This window comes from Streptomyces sp. R41 (assembly GCF_041053055.1).
Classification (GTDB): Bacteria; Actinomycetota; Actinomycetes; order Streptomycetales; family Streptomycetaceae; genus Streptomyces.
The window spans coordinates 125,539-141,281 of the sequence record NZ_CP163443.1 but is presented as its reverse complement, the minus strand read 5'-3'; the positions used below and the strand labels follow the sequence as shown (position 1 = coordinate 141,281).

Here is a 15,743-nt window from a genome sequence, read left to right as displayed (position 1 = left end):
CCCTGGCGTGGTGGCCGGGACGGGCGGAGACTCGTCTCGTGGCTGACATGGGGTCGTTCCGGGAGGCGGTCACCGCGTGGGCGGCCGGTGGCCCCGGTGACCCCGCGCGCGAGCTGGCCGCGCGGCTGTCCGTCCGAGCAGCCGTTCTGCTCGAAGGGCCGAGCGACGTCGCAGCGGTCAGCGCGCTGGCCGCGAGCCGCGGCCGGAACCTGGCGGCCGAAGGAGTCTGCGTCCTGCCGATGGGCGGCGCGATGAGCGTCGGGCGCTTCGCCCGCCTCCTCGGGCCCCCCGGCCTGGGCCTCCGCCTCACAGGACTGTGTGACGAGGCGGAGCGTCGCTACTACGCCCGCGGCTTGGAGCGGGCCAGCGCAGCACAGCAGGGGTTCTTCGTCTGCGCGGCGGATCTGGAAGACGAGCTCATCCGCGCGCTGGGCGTGACACGGGTGGAGGAGCTCGTCCGGGCGGAGGGCGACCTGCGCGCCCTGCAGACCTTCCTGCACCAGCCCGCCCAGCGGGGCCGCACCTCACAGCAGCAGTTGCGGCGCTTCCTCGGCACGAAGAAAGGACGCAAGATCCGCTACGGCCGCGTCCTCGTCGAGGCCCTCGACCCCGACCGCGTACCCGCCCCACTCGACGGCCTGCTCACCAGCCTCTGACCAGTGGGCGACGTCAATCTCGGTCCTTCAGGCACTTCGCCAATGCCCCACGCTGTGGGCGGACTTCACTGTGAGTGCGGCCGCGATCCTGCCCAGTGCACCCTGGTATGACCCAATAGCGGTGTTCTGTGGACACATGCTGTGTTGCCTCATGTCGTGTTGCGGCTGTGGGAGTCAAGTGGCGTACGAGTGGCGGCTGTTCTGGATTGGGGATGGTGGCAAGCCGGTTCCCGGGTGGGAGGACTTGGAGGCACGCGAGCGAGCGCTCGGGTTGCGCGAGCGACAACCGATCCTCGTCTCGCCAGACGCAGAGCCCATCTCGCCGACATCATCCGCCGCCACGACGCCCAGCCGCCGAGTGCCGAATCCGAGGAGCGACGATGAACACCGCCGCCGCGGCCGCCCCCGGCCCGCGCGACGGCGCGGCGCTGGCCCAGCTCGCCGGCGAGGCCGTCGCCCACGCCCAGGGTCACGACGGCACCGAGGACGCCTCAGAGATCAGAGCGCCATCACCGACGCCATGGTGCGCCTGCTGATCGGCGCCCCGCTGCACTCCGACGGCAAGCTGACCATCGTCTCCCTCGCCGCGGAAACCGGCCTACGCCGCAACAAGCTCACCCACAAGGACACCGGCTCAAGGACCTGTTCTACGCCCTGGTCAGGGGCCACGACCCCCTTCCCGAGACCGTGCCCGAGCCGGCGCGAGCCCGCGCGGACAAGCAGCAGCAGGACCTGACCCGCATCCGCGCCGAACGCGACGATCTGCGTAGCCAGGCGCAGCTCTTGGCCCGGATCGTCCAGGTCCTGGAGATCGAGAACCACCAGCTCAAGGAGGCCAACACGAATCTGCGCGGGCAGGTGGCCGCCCAGGGAGCAGTCCGCGACCTGACCCGGCGACGTCGAACCTGACTCCGCGCGACGAGACGCAGGGGCAACCCGTCGCTGGAGTCGACGCCTTTGCGTGCGAAATATGCCCCCGCCCGGTATCCACCGGGCGGGGGCATGGCACGGCCGGACCACATCACGGTCCGCGATAATTGACGGTTACCGCGTTGCGGTGGCCAGTGCCGCGCGGATGGCGTCCTCGCCGACCGGCTGGCCCTTCTCGTTCGAGTACGGCCCGTACGGTGTTCCCCACACCGGCGTGCCCGTCGCCTGCCGCCAGCTGTCGGCCAGCGTTCCCGCGTCCACCACGCTGTAGCCGATGGAGTCGATGAATTCGGTCACCGCCGCCTTCGCCGGTGCGGAGTCCCCGGCGATCGGCAGGTAGGAGCGGTCGGCCGCCCCTGCCGGGCGGGCGAGCGACAGCAGGTGCTTGAAGAAGATGTTGTTGAACGCCTTTACGAGCAGGGCGTCCGGGACGTGCCGCAGAAGCAGCTCGCTCGAGGTGAGGGACTTGCTGTCGAGCTCGGGGATGTGCCCGTCACGCTCGGGGCCGTAGTTGCAGGTGTCGATGACCGTCTTCCCGGCCAGCGGCGCGGCGGGCACGTGGGGGAAGGCGCTGACCGGCACCGTGACCACGACAATGTCACCGGCCGCCGCGGCCTCTTCGCTCGTCGCCGCGGACGCCCGCGGCCCCAGTTCCTCGGCCGTGTCCACGAGCGTTTCGGGACCGCGCGAGTTGCTGAGCACCACCTGGTGCCCGGCCCCGACAGCGAGTCGCGCGAGGGTCCTGCCGATGCTTCCGCTTCCGATGAATCCCACAGTCGTCATAATCTCAACGTCCTTCAAAAGAGCCGAACTTGCCGGTTGCAGGGCTCGCTACGATCCGGGTTCCCGCAGTCAGCCGGCGGGGAAGTAATGGCCGTTGTCCAGATCGGCGAGCAGGCCGGGCCGGGCGGGTTCCCAGCCGAGGGTCCGGCGGGTGATGAGGTTGGACGCCGGGTAGCTCTGCGTGACGATATTCGTGAGGAACCCGAAGTACCCCGGCGTCATCAGGGCATCGTTGGGAACGCTCACGGCGGGCAGGCCCAGGCGGCTGGCGATGGCCTCGGCGATGTCGCGGAAGGTGATGCCCCCGTCCTCGACCGCGTGCCAGTATTTGCCGGCCGGCCCCTTCTCCAGCGCCAGGCGGAACAAGGTGGCGGCATCGCGGATGTGCACGGCGTTCCACAGGTTCGCGCCGTCGCCGTGGTAGCCGACGAACCCCTTTTCCTTCGCGAGCGCGATCAGCGTGGGGAGGAAGCCGGCACGATCGGTCGTGCTGTGCGCGATGTTGGCGATCCGCACGACCGAAGACCGCACTTCCTGCTTGGCGAGGCCGACGACGGCGGTTTCCACGACGTTGCGAACCCGGAGGGTGCCCTTGTGCTCATCGCCGGCGGGAAGGGCCGGGTCCTCCTCGGTGGCCGGCCGGCCCAGGTTCCCGGGCGAGCCTATGCTTCCGGCCGTGACCAGCGGCTTTCCGGTTCCCGCGAGTGCCTCGCCGTACGCGAGCATGATCGGGAGCTCCGCGGCGGCCACGGCGTCGAGCCCGCCGGAGGGCAGCAGATCCTGCCTGTGCGCGACGTGGATGACGCCGTCGGAGTCCGCGGCTGCCTCCTTGAGCCCGTCGAGATCCTGGAGGTCGCCGCGACGCACCTTCGCGCCGAGCGCGGACACGGCCGCTGCGGAAGCGTCCGACCGGGCCAGGCCGGTGACCTCGTGCCCGGCGGCGATGAGCTCGGGGATGATGTACGAACCGGAATGGCCGGTCCCCCCGGCGACGAAAACGCGCATTTAACTGTCCTTTTGAGGGTAGGTGCAGGGTCTTTTCGTGCCGTAAGTGAACTGGCGTAATGCGGCACGAGAGGTAGCGGTACGGGTGCGCTCAGCCGAGAAGGGCGATGCCGAGGGAGAAATTGGTGTGCTTGACGGAGTGGTTCATGAGGCCCAGCTCCAGCAGGCCGACGTTCTCCAGTGCCCGCGCCATGAACAGTTCCCCGGTGTCCCAGGGGCGCAGCCCCAAGCTCTCGACGAACGCCGAAACGCGTGCCTTCGCCTGCGCGTCGTCGCCGGCGATGAACACGTCCAGAGGGCGGCCCTCGGCCGGGCCGGCGGCCAGAACGTGGGAGAACACAGTGTTGAACGCCTTGACGACATGCGCGTCGTCGGGAGCCGCCTTGGCGATCTCCTGTGCGCCGGAACTGCCGTCGGGGACGACGAAGCCCTGCAGGTCGGGGGCTACGGGGTTGGTGATGTCGACGATGACCTTGCCGCGCAGTGCGTCCCCGTACTCCCTCACGACCGCCGCCGCGCCGGCGTACGGCGCGGCGAGGATCACGATGTCCCCGGCCGGGGCGGCCCCGGCCGTCCCGACCGTGGCGCCGCCGAGCGTGGCGGCCAATTCTTTGGCCTTGGCCGGGTCGCGGCCGATGATCTCGACGGCGTTACCGCCGGCGAGCGCCCGGCCGGCCAAAGCACTGGCCATGTTTCCCAGTCCAATAATGCTGATGCTGCTCATCGGTGTTCCTGCTTTCCGGGGTTTGGCCCTGCTGTCAAATTCCAGTGTCGAATTCTTGGGTCGAATTCACTTCGGCGCCCTTAAGCGCCTGTTTTCAGGCTGCCATCGAGTCTGAGTGGGTGTCCAAGACCTCTTGAAGCTGTGGTGATACCTTGAAGGCATCACCAGGCCGGGAGGCGCCATGGATCTGGATCTGCGCAAACTGCGTTACTTCGTCACCGTGGCCGACCGGCTGCATTTCGGCCGCGCCGCCGATGAGCTCCATATCGCGCAGCCGGTGCTCAGCCGACAGATCCGCGCGCTTGAGAAGGATCTCGGCGCCTCGCTGTTCACCAGGGATCGCCACGGCGTAGAGCTGACAGACGCGGGCCGGCAACTGCTGGCCGACGCCGGTCCGCTGCTCGCCTCAACCCACGCGGTCCGCCGCCGGGTGTCCGCGGCCGCCAGCGGCAAGCGGCGGCTGATGGTCGGTTTCCGGGCCGGCATCCCGGTCATCCCGGCGGCCCGTGCGTTCGAGGACCGGCACCCGGACGTGGTCGTGGACGTGCAGCGGATCGAAGGGGACGACCAGGCTGCGATGCTGCTCGACGGCCGCATCGACATCGGCTATGTGCGGCTGCCCATCGACGAGGCCGGCCTGCGCGTCACCCCGCTGTACACCGAGCCGCGCGTAGCGGTACTGCCCGCCGGCCACCGGCTTGCCGGCAAGGAGGAGGTCACCGAGGCCGACCTGGCCGGCGAACCGCTGGTCTGGCACGGTGACCCGAGCACGCAGCCCACCAAGCGCCCGCACCCCAATGCCGGGTACCCGGTGCGCGGGGTGGACGAGACGCTCGAGCATGTCGCGGCCGGACGGGGCATCTCCTTCCTGGCCCGTTCGGCGTCCGTGTTCTACTCGCATCCAGACGTCGTCTATGTGCCCATCCCGGAACTGGCGCCCGACCAGGTGTGCCTCGCGGTGGCGGCATCGCACACCTCGCCGGTAGTAGATGACTTCGTCACTGCGGCTCAGTCGACGGCCGAGATCACGGCAGAGTGTGGGAACTATGAGATGTGGCAGCTTGGCGGCGATGCCGTCACGAGGCACGCTTGAGCAGTTCGGCTGACTCCGTTCATCATGCGCTGAAGAGTGAAATGGCCTGACGCAGTGGTGCTGTTGCGGCTGACCTCTGAGACGGTTCCGTTCTTCGGCCAGCAGTTGTCTGGGGGGCCCGGAAGCACCTGAGACCGACTGGAAGTACGTGCTGCGGACGCGGCTCGAGTCGGCTAATCGCCCTGTCGTCGGAGCGGAGCCGTTCACCGACGGTCTGCCGTTCGTAGCGTCGGGAGTCGGTCCCTGGGATCCAGAACCCGACGGCGGGTTCCAGCCGGACGTGTTGGCTGCCCGCCTGTGGGCCTTCGTTTCGGGCTGGCGTCGCCGAGATGGGCCACCCGCATCTTCAGCAGGATCTAGCGCGGAACCCCGGGCGTTCACGCCCGGGAGGAAGTGTTTCTCTGGACTGCTCTGGCCTGCAGGTTCCCGCGGGTCCGCACGGTTGACCTCAGCCGGGACGCCTCTGGTTGTCGATGTACTCCTTGGTGATCGACAGCGGGGCGCCTGCGCACGTGGCGGCAAAGTAGGAGGGCGACCAGAAGTGGTCACCCCACAGGTACTTGCGGGTATGTCCGGGGAACTCCTGACGGAGTCTGCGGGCGGAGACGCCCTTGAGGGAGCCGACCAGCCGGGACAGGGAGACCTTCGGCGGGTAGTGCACCAGCAGGTGTACGTGATTGGTCTCGCGGTTGAACTCGACCAACTCTGTTTCGAAGTCCGCGCAGACGGCGCGCATGACTTCCTGGCAGCGTCGAAGGATCTCGTCGGTGAACGGTCCGCGCCGGTACTTGGGTGTGACGACCACGTGGGCGTGGCGGGTGCAGACGACCGTGTGACTCCTGCGAATATTGGGGTTTGGCTCCCAGCGTGGTGACATACGTCGATACGATCGCCCGCGTGAAGGTCGTCGTGCAGGTGAAGCTGATGCCGCAGGCCGAGCAGGTGGCCGCGCTGTCGGTGACGCTGCACACGGTCAACGAGGCCGCGAACTGGGTGTCGGCGGTGGCGTTCGAGCAGGGTGTGCCGCGTGAATACGAGCTGCGCAAGCACACCTACGGCGAACTGCGGTCGCGGGGACTGGGGGCGCAGGCCGCCCAGCACATCATCAAGAAGACCCGCGATGCCTACACGACGCTCAGGGCCAACATCCGCGCCGGGAACGTCGGCAAGCCTGGATCGAAGCGCCGTACCAAGGCCGAGTCCAAGCCCATCGCCTTTAGGCCCGGGTCCGCGCAGCCGTATGACGACCGGTGTTTGAGCTGGCAGTACGACGCGCAGACGGTGAGCATCTGGACAACCTCCGGGCGCATCAAGAACGTTCGCTTTGCCTGCTCGCCTGACGCACTCAAGACGCTCCGGGACCACCGGCAGGGCGAATCGGACCTGATCGAACGCGAGGGCGTGTTCTACCTGATCGCGACCTGCGACGTTCCCGAGGCCGATCCCTACGAGCCGGACGGCTTCATCGGTGTGGACCTCGGCATCGTCAACATCGCCACCACCTCCACCGGCCACAAGGCAGCCGGGCGGGGCCTGAACCGGCACCGCAAGCGGCAACTGGACCTGCGCCGCAAGTTGCAGGCCAAGGGCACCAAGTCCGCGAAGCGGCTGTTGAAGAAGCGCAACCGGCGCGAGCAGCGCCACGCCGCCAACACCAACCACATCATCGCCAAGACGATTGTGACCGAGGCTGAACGCACCTCGGCCGGGATCTCCCTGGAAGAACTCAAGGGAATCCGGCAGAGGGTACGGCTCCGCAAGCCCCAACGGGTCGCGCTTCACTCCTGGGCCTTCGCCCAGCTCGCAGACTTCATCGTCTACAAGGCCCGCAGGGCCGGCGTGCCCGTGGTCTTCGTCGATCCCGCCTACACCTCGCAGCAGTGCTGCGAGTGCGGCCACCTCGACAAGAAGAACCGGGCAAGCCAGGCCCTGTTCACCTGCCGAAGCTGCGGGGTCGTTGCCCATGCAGACCGGAACGCTTCCCACAACATCGCCCGCAAGGGCGAGGCTGTGTGGACTGCGGGGCGTGAGTCACGCGTCCCTGCCACCTCATAAGGGTGTCTGGACGGAGGAGGCCACACCGCAGCCAGTGGTGCCCTACCTCCAAGCCCGGTCCTTCAGGGCCGGTCAAGTTGACAACCTCTGCCAGCTGCGTACGAGTTCTTCATGCGCCACCGCGTACGGAAGTATGTGATCAGCCCTCTGTTCGAACCGGCGGCGCGTCAGCGCCCTGGGCCGAGACGACGGCCTCGAACTCCTGCAACCTTCGAGGGGCGCCATTCTCCCCGGTGGCTTCTGCTGTGGCCTTCAACAGGCGGGCGGGCCGGGCAGTTCCGTAAAAGCCTTCAATGCCAGGTGCCGGGCGGCTGGTGTCGCGTGCCGGCCGGTGCAGCCGCGTGACCGGTAGCGCGTCCAGCCCGGCCGCGATGTGCCACGTCAACTCGACACTTCCTCCCGTCGTCGGTCATCGCTGGCTGTGGCGGGGATGGCGTTGTCGATGAGGACGGCGGCGATGGCGGCGGCGGTGGGGAAGGCGTCGGCGTTGAGGACCCGGGTGCGGGCCGCGGCGCCGTCGATGAGCAGCGCGAGCTGCTCGCCGAGCTGTTCAGGGTCGGCGGCGCCGGCTTCGCGGGCGGTGTCGGCGAGCCGTGCGGCGACGGCCTTCTTGTAGTCGCGTGCGCACTGGGATGCGGGGTGCTGGGGGTCGTGGAGTTCGACGGCGGCGGCGATGTAGGGGCACAGGGGGGTGGTGGGGGGGATGTCGAAGGCGGCGAGGAGCCGTTCGCGGGGCGTGAGGTCGGTGCGGTCGAACACGCCGGACAGAACGGAGGGGTCGAACCGGCGCAGGTACTCGGCGACGAGTTCGTCCTTGCCGTTGAAGTGCTGGTAGGCCGTGCGCTTGGACACCTGGGCCGCCGCGCAAAGCTGGTCCATGCCGGTGCGGTTGATGCCCTGCTCGCGGAACAGCTGCTGGGACGCGCTGATGATGCGCTCGCGGGCGCCCCGGCCGCGGCGGCGGCCCGTGGGGCCCTTCTCCATCTCCGTCATGGATCCACCGTACCGCAGTTAGGTAACGACCGGTGTACATAGTTGCACCCCGGCCACCCGCCCCGTACCGTAAGCACACAGGGCGGTGTACATAACACCGTCGCCCCAGGTACCCACGGCACCACCGACTCAAGGGAACGACTATGGGAAAGCTTGACGGCAAGGTCGCGGTCATCACCGGCGGCACCACCGGCATGGCGCTGGCCGGCGCGAAGCTGTTCGTCGACGAGGGAGCGCACGTCTTCATCACCGGCCGCCGCAAGGACGCCCTGGACGAGGCCGTGAAGCAGATCGGCCGCAACGTCACCGGCGTCCAGGGCGACGCCGCCGACCTGGACGACTTGGACCGCCTGTACGACACCGTCAAGCGGGAGAAGGGAAGCCTCGACGTGCTGTGGGCCAGCGCAGGTGGGGGCGAGCCCGCCCCGCTCGGCGAGATCACCGAGGCCCACTTCGACGCCGCGTTCTACCTCAACGCCCGCGGCACCCTGTTCACCGTCCAAAAGGCCCTCCCGCTCTTCAACGACGGCGGCTCCATCCTCATGACCGGCTCCAACGCCTCCCTCGGCGCCTTCCCCGGCTGGAGCGTCTACGCCGGCAGCAAGGCCGTCCAGCAGGCCTGGGCCCGCGTCTGGCTCAACGAGCTCAAGGACCGCCGCATCCGCGTCAACGTCCTGACCCCCGGCCAGGTCGCCACCGCCAAGCAGGAAGAACTCTTCGACGAGGCCACCAAGCGCCAGTTCGAGTCCCTCATCCCCCGCGGCCAGATGGGCCGCCCTGACGAAATCGCCACCGCCGCCCTCTTCCTCGCCTCCGACGACTCCAGCTACGTCAACGGCATGGAACTCGTCGCCGACGGTGGCACCACCGCCATCTGAATCAAACAACCACAACCAGGGCAGGACATCTCATGAGCAACATCAGCATCATCGGCACCGGGAACATGGCCCGCACCATCGGCGCGCGGGCGATAGCGGGCGGTAACACCGTCGAGGTCATGGGCCGCGATCAGTCCAAGGCCGCTGACCTGGCCAAGGCTCTCGGCGGCGGCGCCACGACGGGAGAATGGGGCACCGCCCCGGCCGGGGACATCGTCATCGTGGCCCTGTTGTACGACGGCGTCGTGCCGGTCGTCGCCCAGTACGGAGACGCTCTCGCGGGCAAGGTCATCGTGGACATCAGCAATCCCTTCAACTCCACGTTCGACGGGCTAGCCCACCGCGAGGAGACCTCGATCGCACAAGAAGTCGCCAAGGCCGCGCCGGCAAGCGCCAGCGTGGTGAAGGCGTTCAACACCGTCTTCCGCCAAGTCCTGGAGAAGGGTCGGCCCGACGTCTTCATCGCTGGCGACAATGCGCAGGCCAAGGCAAGTGTGGAGGCGTTCGTCGAGAGCCTCGGGCTGCGCCCGCTGGACGTCGGCGGCCTGAAAATGGCGCACTGGCTGGAAGGAGCGGGCGTGGTCACGGTGGGCCTCGCCAACCACGGGGTGGGTAACTTGGACTTCGCCCTCAGCATCACCGAACTTCCCGTCTGAGTTAACGGTTGACGATCACCGAAAGGACTCGCCAAGTGAGGTCGTGGCGAGTCGGCGGGGTAGCCGTCCTGCACGTCCTTCTCGAAAGCGAAGATTACGATCGCTTCCATCAGGTCGATGACCGCTCCGTCCAGCCGTGCTGCGGCCGCCTCCAGCCCCCGGGGCCGCCGGGCGGCCGTCGGTGAACTCGGCGAGCAGCCTGGTCACGCGCGTTTGGGTCTGGCTGTTCGTCAAGCCGTAGCCCGGTGGTGTGCGCCAGCTGGATGACCAACTGCGAGCACCGATAGTTCTCCGGGCGGATCACGCGCCGCGTGGCTGTGCCCTTGGGATTGATGTAGATCAGCTCGCGCGTCCCGATCCGGGACACCTGCCTGACCCGCTCACGCGGCTTCGCCCCCTACCGGGACCTGCGTTCTCCTCGTCTGGGCATCAGACCGCCTGCCGTTCTGCCAGACGGCTCGCGTTGTCGGCGTAGGTCTTGTTCTGGTCGTTTCACTCCGCAATCGCCTTCGCAACCAGCAGGTTCGTCCGCCGGATGTGGCGCGGAGACCGCATCGTGGAGCTGGCGTGTCCGAGCAGCCGCTGAACGATCAGCAGATCGTCGAGGTTGGCGTGTTCGGCCGGCAAAGTATCCTGTCCGCCCTCGGCGATCTTCTCGGCGAGGGTGGACAGGATCATCTTGGTCAGGATTTCCAGCACGATCACGGCGTTCGCCGCCTTCTCTGGCAGCATCTCGACCGCGCACCGCCGGGCATCGAACCCGCCCTCACTGCCGTGGCGAAAGGAGTGCCGTAGGCCGTTCCATCGCTGGCACCACTTTGAGGCGGTAGGGATCCCGGTCGAGTCGACGAATGGAAGTGTGTCCTGGACGGCAGTCGTCAGCCGCAGGTCCATCCTCCTGGTGGCGTTTTCAGCCGAGCGGCAACACGCGTCGACTGTCTGCAGAGTCGGAGGTTCCCGCATTGCTTCTTCTGAGCCACTATCAGGTCTCTTGGCCTGCCCCGGTGAGGGCCGCCCGTTCCCGGGCGGCGCGTACCGCCGCGGACAGCGTGGCGATGTCGTAGGCGCCGTGATGGCGGCGGCCGTTGACGAAGAATGTCGGTGTGCCCGACACGCCGCTGAGATCGGCGGACTCCACGTCCGCGGCGACCCGGCCGGCGCCCACGCCGGCGTGGACGTCGCCGCGGAAGCGGTCGGTGTCGAGACCGACCTCTTCCGCGTAGCGCAGCAGATCCTTGAAACTTAGATTGCCCTGGTGCTGCATCAACAGATCGTGCATCTCCCAGTAGCTGCCCTGGAGGGCCGCGGCTTCGGCAGCCTCTGCGGCGAGTTCGGCGTTGGGATGCACATCGGCCAGCGGCAGATGCCGCCACACGTAGCGCACGTCGCCGAAGTCGGCGAGCAGTTCGCGCACCACGGGCTCGGCCAGCCCGCAGTAGGGGCACTCGAAGTCCCCGTACTCGACGAGCGTCACGGGTGCGTCCAGTGGGCCGCGAATGTGGTCGCGGTCCACGTCGACGGGGTCGCTGAGGTCGACGATGGCCTGGCCCGTGCCGAGCAGGGCCCGGGCACGGGATGGCCGGGGAAGGGCGCCGATCACCCAGGTGACCAGCAACGTGAGCAGGAACGAGCAGACCACGGCGGCGAGGATGCCGATCTTCGCCTCCTCCAACCGAGCGCCGTCGAAGGCAAGTGCGGCGATCAGCAGGGACACGGTGAATCCCACTCCGGCCAGGGTGCCGCCGGCGGTGATGGCGCCCCAGCCGACCGGTGGGTGGAGGCGTCCTCGGCTGGCGCGCGTGGTGAGCCAGGTCGCGCCGATGATGCCGAGCGGTTTGCCGAGCGCATAGCCGAGGAGAATGCCGAGGGTGATCGGCGAGGTGAAGGCGTGGGCCAACTGGTTGCCGCTGATGGTGATGCCGGCGTTGGCGAGGGCGAACAGCGGCACGATCACGTAGCTCGTCCAGGGGTGGAACATCCGCTGGAGCCGCTCGTTGGGTGAGAGCGTCGAGGCGATCCCGCGGCGTACGCTGCGCTCGAGTTCCGGGGTCGGCTGCTCCCGGAAGCGCCGAAAGAGCCTGCTGGCGTGTTCCAGGTCGCTCCGCTCCGCGGGCCGGGCGTAGGTCAGCATGCCCATGGCGAGGCCGGTGACGACCGGGTCCACACCCGACTTCAGGAGCGCCACCCAGATCGCCACGCCCAGCACCCCGTACAAGGAGGGGATCCGGACCCCGAGGGTGCGACGCACCAGCAGGACGACCGCGAAGAGGCCGAGCGCCGTCAGCAGTGCGGGCAGCTCGATGGCTCCGCTGTAGGCGACGGCGATGACGGCCAGGGCCAGGAAGTCGTCTACGACGGCGACCGTGAGGATGAAGACCCGAAGACTGCCGGGCAGCCGAGCTCCGAAAATGGCGAGCATGCCCAGGGCGAAGGCCGTGTCCGTCGACATGGCGGTGCCCCAGCCGTGGACCGAGTCCTCGCCCGCGTTGACGGCGAGGTAGATCGCGACGGGGACGAGCATGCCGCTGAGTCCGGCGAGCAGCGGCAGGGTGAACCGCCGGCGTTCTCGCAGTTCGCCCATGTCGAATTCGCGGCGTGCCTCCAGGCCGACGACGAAGAAGAACAGAGCCATCAGCCCGCTGTTCAGCCACTCGCGCAGGTCCAGGGACACCCCGTCCGATCCGATGCGGACCGACAGCTCGGTGCCCCACAAGTTCTCATATGAGCCGGGTCCGATGTTCGCCCAGGTGAGCGCCGCGAGCGCGGCAGCGAGCAGCACCGCGGCACTGCCGGTCTCGGTGTGGAGGAAAGCCAACAGAGGGCTGCGAACCTCCTTGCCACACAGGGTCTGCCCCGACGCGGGCGAGGTCTCAGATGGCACAGTCACTCCCTGATTCTCGCCCCGCGAATGATCCGCTACCCGGTGAAGAGTCCGAACGGCACGGAGCCTCGTACCGCTGTGAGGACGGTCGGAGCACCCTGGAGGCTGCCCGGCCGGTGGCCGCCGAACCTGCCCAGGTGCTGGGCGTGATGGCAGCTCCGCAGGAGCTTGGTCCCCACGTGCGCGGCAGCGGTCGGAGGAACTGGCACAGCGCAAGGACAGGCGGGCTCCACGACCGTCCTAGGTGCCACCGCGGGATGCCGAACGGGCGTGCCCTGGGGGAGCGCGGTGTATGGCCCGCTTCAGTGAGACGGCGGCCGGGGTTGGCGGACGCGACAGGGAATGCGCCGTTTGTGTACGGACCGGGTCCTGAGGGTGCGCGAGCGCGTCGGCAGGGTTACCTCCTGTGGCGGCCCGCCCGCGAGCACGCCGGACGTCCGTGTGTCGGTCACTTCACGATCTGGAGTGCCTCTGGCGGCGGCGCGCTCGATGGCGTCGATGAGCCGGTGCCGTTGCCAGGGCGTGCTCGAAGTCCGGCTCGGTGTGGGTGCCGCCGGACAGGTCGCGGGCGAGCTGCCTGTAGAGACGCGCGACGTTTGCGCCGACAGAGCCGTGCAGCTCGGCCGGGACGTCATCGACGTAGGACGCAGGCACCTCGATGGGCTCTACGTAGGTAGGCAGGCCCCGGCAATGGGGATGCCGGCGAACTTCTCAGGCCGGCGGGTACCCGCGCAGCACCACGCGGCCCCTGCCCATGCGATTGCGCCGTCGCCCCCGGTCGACCCTGGTCGCCCCGAGGCGGCCCAGACAACCCCGCGCGGCTCAGCAGGCCAGTTGCTTCACCCCTGACGGCCTCGATGCAGCGTGTCGGCGTAGCGCGGGTGCACTAGCCCTTTACAGGGCATCGCAGAAAAAAGCGCGGAATATGATGAGGAGTGATCATTTGTTCATCGCTCGATGATTGTCGGGGTGCGGCAGATGGACACCTTGGACGAACTCATTCGGAGGACTGAACCGTCGGCTCTTTTGACCCTGGACGGCACCATCCGCTCCCTCAACGCCTCGATGGCCGCGATGCTGGGCAGGCCGGCGGAGCAGTGCGTAGGTCATGACTTCCTCCGAATGCTGCCCGAAACCCAGCGGGCCTCGGGGGAGAATCTGCTGACGCACGGGGCCACGACGAAGACGGTCGCGATGCGTGTGCTGCAGTTCCCAGGGCCGGGCAGCGCGTCCGTGGTCAGCCTCGTCGAGGCCCGGCCGGTGGAAGATCCCGCGGGTGGCCCCCGGCTGGTGTGGGTGCACTTGGTGGACGCGCGCAACGACCTGGGCGGTCTGCTGGTCCCGTTCAAGCTGGCGGCCGCGGCTGCGGACCTCGGCCTGTGGATGTACTCACCCGAGGAGCACCAGCTGGAGTGGCTGGGTGGCGCACCCGCCCTGGCCGCGCTGTTCCCGGAGGCCTCCGTTTCCTTTTCCAGTATGGTCCGGCGAGTTCACCCAGATGACCGGGAGGCCTTGGGACGGATCGTGCGCTCGACCGCCGCCCCGTCTCCCACCATGTGGCCTGCCAGATCCGTCGGATCCAGCTGGGCTATGGCGGCCCTGAGCAGGTCTTTGGGGTGTTCCGCGACGAGACGCAGCTCGAGGAGGGCCGACAGGAAGTGCTGGCCACGCTGAGTGCCGAGCGGCAGCGTGCCGACGAGATCGCCGCCTTCTCCTCGGCCCTGATCGCCGCCGCCACCGAACAGGAACTGCGGCAGGTTGTACTGACGCGGGTCGCGGCGACCTTCGGCGGCACGGGCGCTCTGCTCGCGCTCGTCGACAACGCGACGGGGCTCCTACGCGTCGCCTCCGATGCCAGGGTCGAGCCGCGGCAGAGCTACGCCATGGACGGCCTGTCGCTGGGTGATCCAGAACTGGTGACCTGTGTGATCCGAACCGGCACGCCGCAATTCTTCTCTGACCAGGAGGAGCTCATACGCCGCTGGCCGCAGGCAGTCGGTTTGCCGTGGCTCGGCTCCTTCGTCGCAATGTCGATCATCCCCCTCAGTCCGGTCGGCGACCAGCCGATCGGTGTTTGGGTGGTGACCTACGACAGTGAGCCGCTGCACGCCTCGCGACTGTTCAGTACGTCCGGGACAGGTCGGTGTCACCGGTATGCCTGCCGAGGTTCACGCCTTCCTGTCGGACGCGGCACGGCCGCCGCCTCTGACAGCCGCGCCTGTGTCTGCTGGGGTGAGGCCCTAATGCACCCGGTCTCCGCTGGTCTCTGGCGTGTCCTCGTCCGGCAGGTGCACGTCGTTGACGGCGATGTTCACTTCGACGACTTCCAGGCCCGTCATCCGTTCCACCGCCGCGATCACATTCTCACGGACCTCTGCGGCGACCTCGCGGATGCTGACCCCGTATTCCACGACGACCTGGAGGTCGATGGCGGTCTGCTTCTCGCCGACCTCGACCTTGACGCCGCGCCCCGCGCTCGCGTGCCCGCCCGGGACCCGGTCGCGCACGGCGCCCATGGTGCGAGTGAATCCGCCGCCCAGTGCGTTGACTCCGGGGACCTCCCGGGCGGCGATCCCCGCGATCTTCTCCACCACCCCGTCCGCGATGGTCGTCCGGCCCCGGGTCTCCGGCGGTTCCTGAGGCCCGGGCCGTGCGGCCTGAAGCGTCGTGCCCACGCCGATGCTCGGCTCATCGGGATCGGACTTCTGCCGGGTTGAACCGTTCGGCTCCGTCATGCGAAGCCACCTCCTCGGGCAGTCGACGGACTGCCATACCTGAGCGGCTGTCAGCCGCCGCCTTCGTGCTGCTGGCCCAAGTACCGTGCAGGTCACTGGATATGCGCGCTGGCCTTTGGCACCGTCCACATCCTGGGACTGGGCGGCTTCGGGCCGTCTGCCGCACCCAGTTGAGGGCTATGCTGCTGTACGGACGTCCCAGACCCCGGCGGCTTGTCGTTGCTCGATACAGATGGCTGCGGGGAGCGGACCTTTCGTCCGTCACCCGGCGCATCCCTGGAGGGAACTGGGTGGGTCCGCTGTCCTGTCGCACAGGCTGGTGGGCCGGCCGTTGCTCCGCCTCCGCCGAACGTA

Annotated in this window: 16 protein-coding genes; 8 read left to right on the top strand and 8 right to left on the bottom strand. The window is 68.3% G+C overall.

Annotation, left to right across the window (positions count from 1 at the left end; all coding sequences use genetic code 11):
* The first annotated feature begins 38 nt into the window (after window positions 1-38).
* The 3 genes from AB5J53_RS00815 to AB5J53_RS00805 all read left to right on the top strand — a co-directional run bounded on the left by AB5J53_RS00815 (window position 39) and on the right by AB5J53_RS00805 (window position 1,565).
* Complete coding sequence (locus AB5J53_RS00815) at window positions 39-656, top strand: TOPRIM nucleotidyl transferase/hydrolase domain-containing protein (RefSeq protein ID WP_369243714.1); 618 nt, start codon at window positions 39-41, stop codon at window positions 654-656.
* 380 nt (window positions 657-1,036) lie between these two features.
* A complete protein-coding gene (locus tag AB5J53_RS00810) occupies window positions 1,037-1,192 on the top strand; it encodes a hypothetical protein (RefSeq protein WP_369243713.1) in 156 nt (51 codons plus the stop codon).
* Between the two features lie 151 nt (window positions 1,193-1,343).
* The gene (locus AB5J53_RS00805; RefSeq protein WP_369243712.1) at window positions 1,344-1,565 is read left to right on the top strand and encodes a hypothetical protein; all 222 of its coding nucleotides are present in this window, start codon (window positions 1,344-1,346) and stop codon (window positions 1,563-1,565) included.
* Window positions 1,566-1,700: 135 nt separating this feature from the next.
* On the opposite strand, the gene AB5J53_RS00800 is transcribed toward AB5J53_RS00805, so the two are convergent.
* From AB5J53_RS00800 to AB5J53_RS00790, 3 genes are all read right to left on the bottom strand, one after another.
* A complete protein-coding gene (locus AB5J53_RS00800; RefSeq protein ID WP_369251975.1) occupies window positions 1,701-2,360 on the bottom strand; it encodes an NADPH-dependent F420 reductase in 660 nt (219 codons plus the stop codon).
* Between the two features lie 78 nt (window positions 2,361-2,438).
* Window positions 2,439-3,374 (bottom strand): SDR family oxidoreductase, encoded by a 936-nt coding sequence (locus tag AB5J53_RS00795; RefSeq protein WP_369243711.1) that lies wholly within the window; start codon window positions 3,372-3,374, stop codon window positions 2,439-2,441.
* Window positions 3,375-3,465: 91 nt separating this feature from the next.
* Complete coding sequence (locus AB5J53_RS00790; RefSeq protein WP_369243710.1) at window positions 3,466-4,098, bottom strand: NADPH-dependent F420 reductase; 633 nt, start codon at window positions 4,096-4,098, stop codon at window positions 3,466-3,468.
* Window positions 4,099-4,279: 181 nt separating this feature from the next.
* Between AB5J53_RS00790 and AB5J53_RS00785 the strand changes: the two genes are divergently transcribed.
* Window positions 4,280-5,191 carry a LysR family transcriptional regulator gene (locus AB5J53_RS00785; RefSeq protein WP_369243709.1) on the top strand — a complete coding sequence of 304 codons (912 nt, stop codon included), beginning with the start codon at window positions 4,280-4,282 and terminating at the stop codon, window positions 5,189-5,191.
* Between the two features lie 448 nt (window positions 5,192-5,639).
* Here the strand turns inward: AB5J53_RS00785 and tnpA are convergent, their stop codons facing one another.
* Complete coding sequence (gene tnpA / locus AB5J53_RS00780) at window positions 5,640-6,068, bottom strand: IS200/IS605 family transposase (protein WP_369243708.1); 429 nt, start codon at window positions 6,066-6,068, stop codon at window positions 5,640-5,642.
* A gap of 47 nt (window positions 6,069-6,115) precedes the next feature.
* Here tnpA and AB5J53_RS00775 point away from each other — a divergent pair, with 47 nt between their 5' ends.
* Window positions 6,116-7,246 (top strand): RNA-guided endonuclease InsQ/TnpB family protein, encoded by a 1,131-nt coding sequence (locus AB5J53_RS00775; RefSeq protein WP_369251973.1) that lies wholly within the window; start codon window positions 6,116-6,118, stop codon window positions 7,244-7,246.
* A 381-nt stretch (window positions 7,247-7,627) separates the two neighbouring features.
* On the opposite strand, the gene AB5J53_RS00770 is transcribed toward AB5J53_RS00775, so the two are convergent.
* The gene (locus AB5J53_RS00770) at window positions 7,628-8,239 is read right to left on the bottom strand and encodes a TetR/AcrR family transcriptional regulator (RefSeq protein ID WP_369243707.1); all 612 of its coding nucleotides are present in this window, start codon (window positions 8,237-8,239) and stop codon (window positions 7,628-7,630) included.
* 143 nt (window positions 8,240-8,382) lie between these two features.
* Here AB5J53_RS00770 and AB5J53_RS00765 point away from each other — a divergent pair, with 143 nt between their 5' ends.
* Both AB5J53_RS00765 and AB5J53_RS00760 read left to right on the top strand, forming a co-directional pair.
* Entirely contained in the window at window positions 8,383-9,117 is a 735-nt protein-coding gene (locus AB5J53_RS00765) for an SDR family NAD(P)-dependent oxidoreductase (RefSeq protein WP_369243706.1), read from the top strand.
* A 32-nt stretch (window positions 9,118-9,149) separates the two neighbouring features.
* Window positions 9,150-9,773 (top strand): NADPH-dependent F420 reductase, encoded by a 624-nt coding sequence (locus AB5J53_RS00760; protein WP_369243705.1) that lies wholly within the window; start codon window positions 9,150-9,152, stop codon window positions 9,771-9,773.
* A gap of 492 nt (window positions 9,774-10,265) precedes the next feature.
* On the opposite strand, the gene AB5J53_RS00755 is transcribed toward AB5J53_RS00760, so the two are convergent.
* Both AB5J53_RS00755 and nhaA read right to left on the bottom strand, forming a co-directional pair.
* Window positions 10,266-10,667, bottom strand: coding sequence for a hypothetical protein (locus AB5J53_RS00755; protein WP_369243704.1), 402 nt, complete (start codon window positions 10,665-10,667; stop codon window positions 10,266-10,268).
* Window positions 10,668-10,755: 88 nt separating this feature from the next.
* Complete coding sequence (gene nhaA, locus AB5J53_RS00750) at window positions 10,756-12,588, bottom strand: Na+/H+ antiporter NhaA (RefSeq protein ID WP_369243703.1); 1,833 nt, start codon at window positions 12,586-12,588, stop codon at window positions 10,756-10,758.
* A 1,044-nt stretch (window positions 12,589-13,632) separates the two neighbouring features.
* On the opposite strand from nhaA, the gene AB5J53_RS00745 reads away from it, so the two are divergent.
* Window positions 13,633-14,328 (top strand): PAS domain-containing protein, encoded by a 696-nt coding sequence (locus AB5J53_RS00745; RefSeq protein WP_369243702.1) that lies wholly within the window; start codon window positions 13,633-13,635, stop codon window positions 14,326-14,328.
* A 566-nt stretch (window positions 14,329-14,894) separates the two neighbouring features.
* On the opposite strand, the gene AB5J53_RS00740 is transcribed toward AB5J53_RS00745, so the two are convergent.
* Entirely contained in the window at window positions 14,895-15,389 is a 495-nt protein-coding gene (locus AB5J53_RS00740; protein WP_369243701.1) for an Asp23/Gls24 family envelope stress response protein, read from the bottom strand.
* Between the last annotated feature and the right edge of the window lie 354 nt (window positions 15,390-15,743).

Coding starts and splice junctions, on each gene's coding strand:
- AB5J53_RS00810 (WP_369243713.1), top strand. CDS start 1,037: ATGAACACCGCCGCCGCGGCCGCCCCCGGCCCGCGCGACGGCGCGGCG.
- AB5J53_RS00795 (WP_369243711.1), bottom strand. CDS start 3,374: ATGCGCGTTTTCGTCGCCGGGGGGACCGGCCATTCCGGTTCGTACATC.
- AB5J53_RS00790 (WP_369243710.1), bottom strand. CDS start 4,098: ATGAGCAGCATCAGCATTATTGGACTGGGAAACATGGCCAGTGCTTTG.
- AB5J53_RS00785 (WP_369243709.1), top strand. CDS start 4,280: ATGGATCTGGATCTGCGCAAACTGCGTTACTTCGTCACCGTGGCCGAC.
- tnpA (WP_369243708.1), bottom strand. CDS start 6,068: ATGTCACCACGCTGGGAGCCAAACCCCAATATTCGCAGGAGTCACACG.
- AB5J53_RS00775 (WP_369251973.1), top strand. CDS start 6,116: ATGCCGCAGGCCGAGCAGGTGGCCGCGCTGTCGGTGACGCTGCACACG.
- AB5J53_RS00770 (WP_369243707.1), bottom strand. CDS start 8,239: ATGACGGAGATGGAGAAGGGCCCCACGGGCCGCCGCCGCGGCCGGGGC.
- AB5J53_RS00765 (WP_369243706.1), top strand. CDS start 8,383: ATGGGAAAGCTTGACGGCAAGGTCGCGGTCATCACCGGCGGCACCACC.
- AB5J53_RS00760 (WP_369243705.1), top strand. CDS start 9,150: ATGAGCAACATCAGCATCATCGGCACCGGGAACATGGCCCGCACCATC.
- AB5J53_RS00755 (WP_369243704.1), bottom strand. CDS start 10,667: ATGGACCTGCGGCTGACGACTGCCGTCCAGGACACACTTCCATTCGTC.
- AB5J53_RS00745 (WP_369243702.1), top strand. CDS start 13,633: ATGGACACCTTGGACGAACTCATTCGGAGGACTGAACCGTCGGCTCTT.
- AB5J53_RS00740 (WP_369243701.1), bottom strand. CDS start 15,389: ATGACGGAGCCGAACGGTTCAACCCGGCAGAAGTCCGATCCCGATGAG.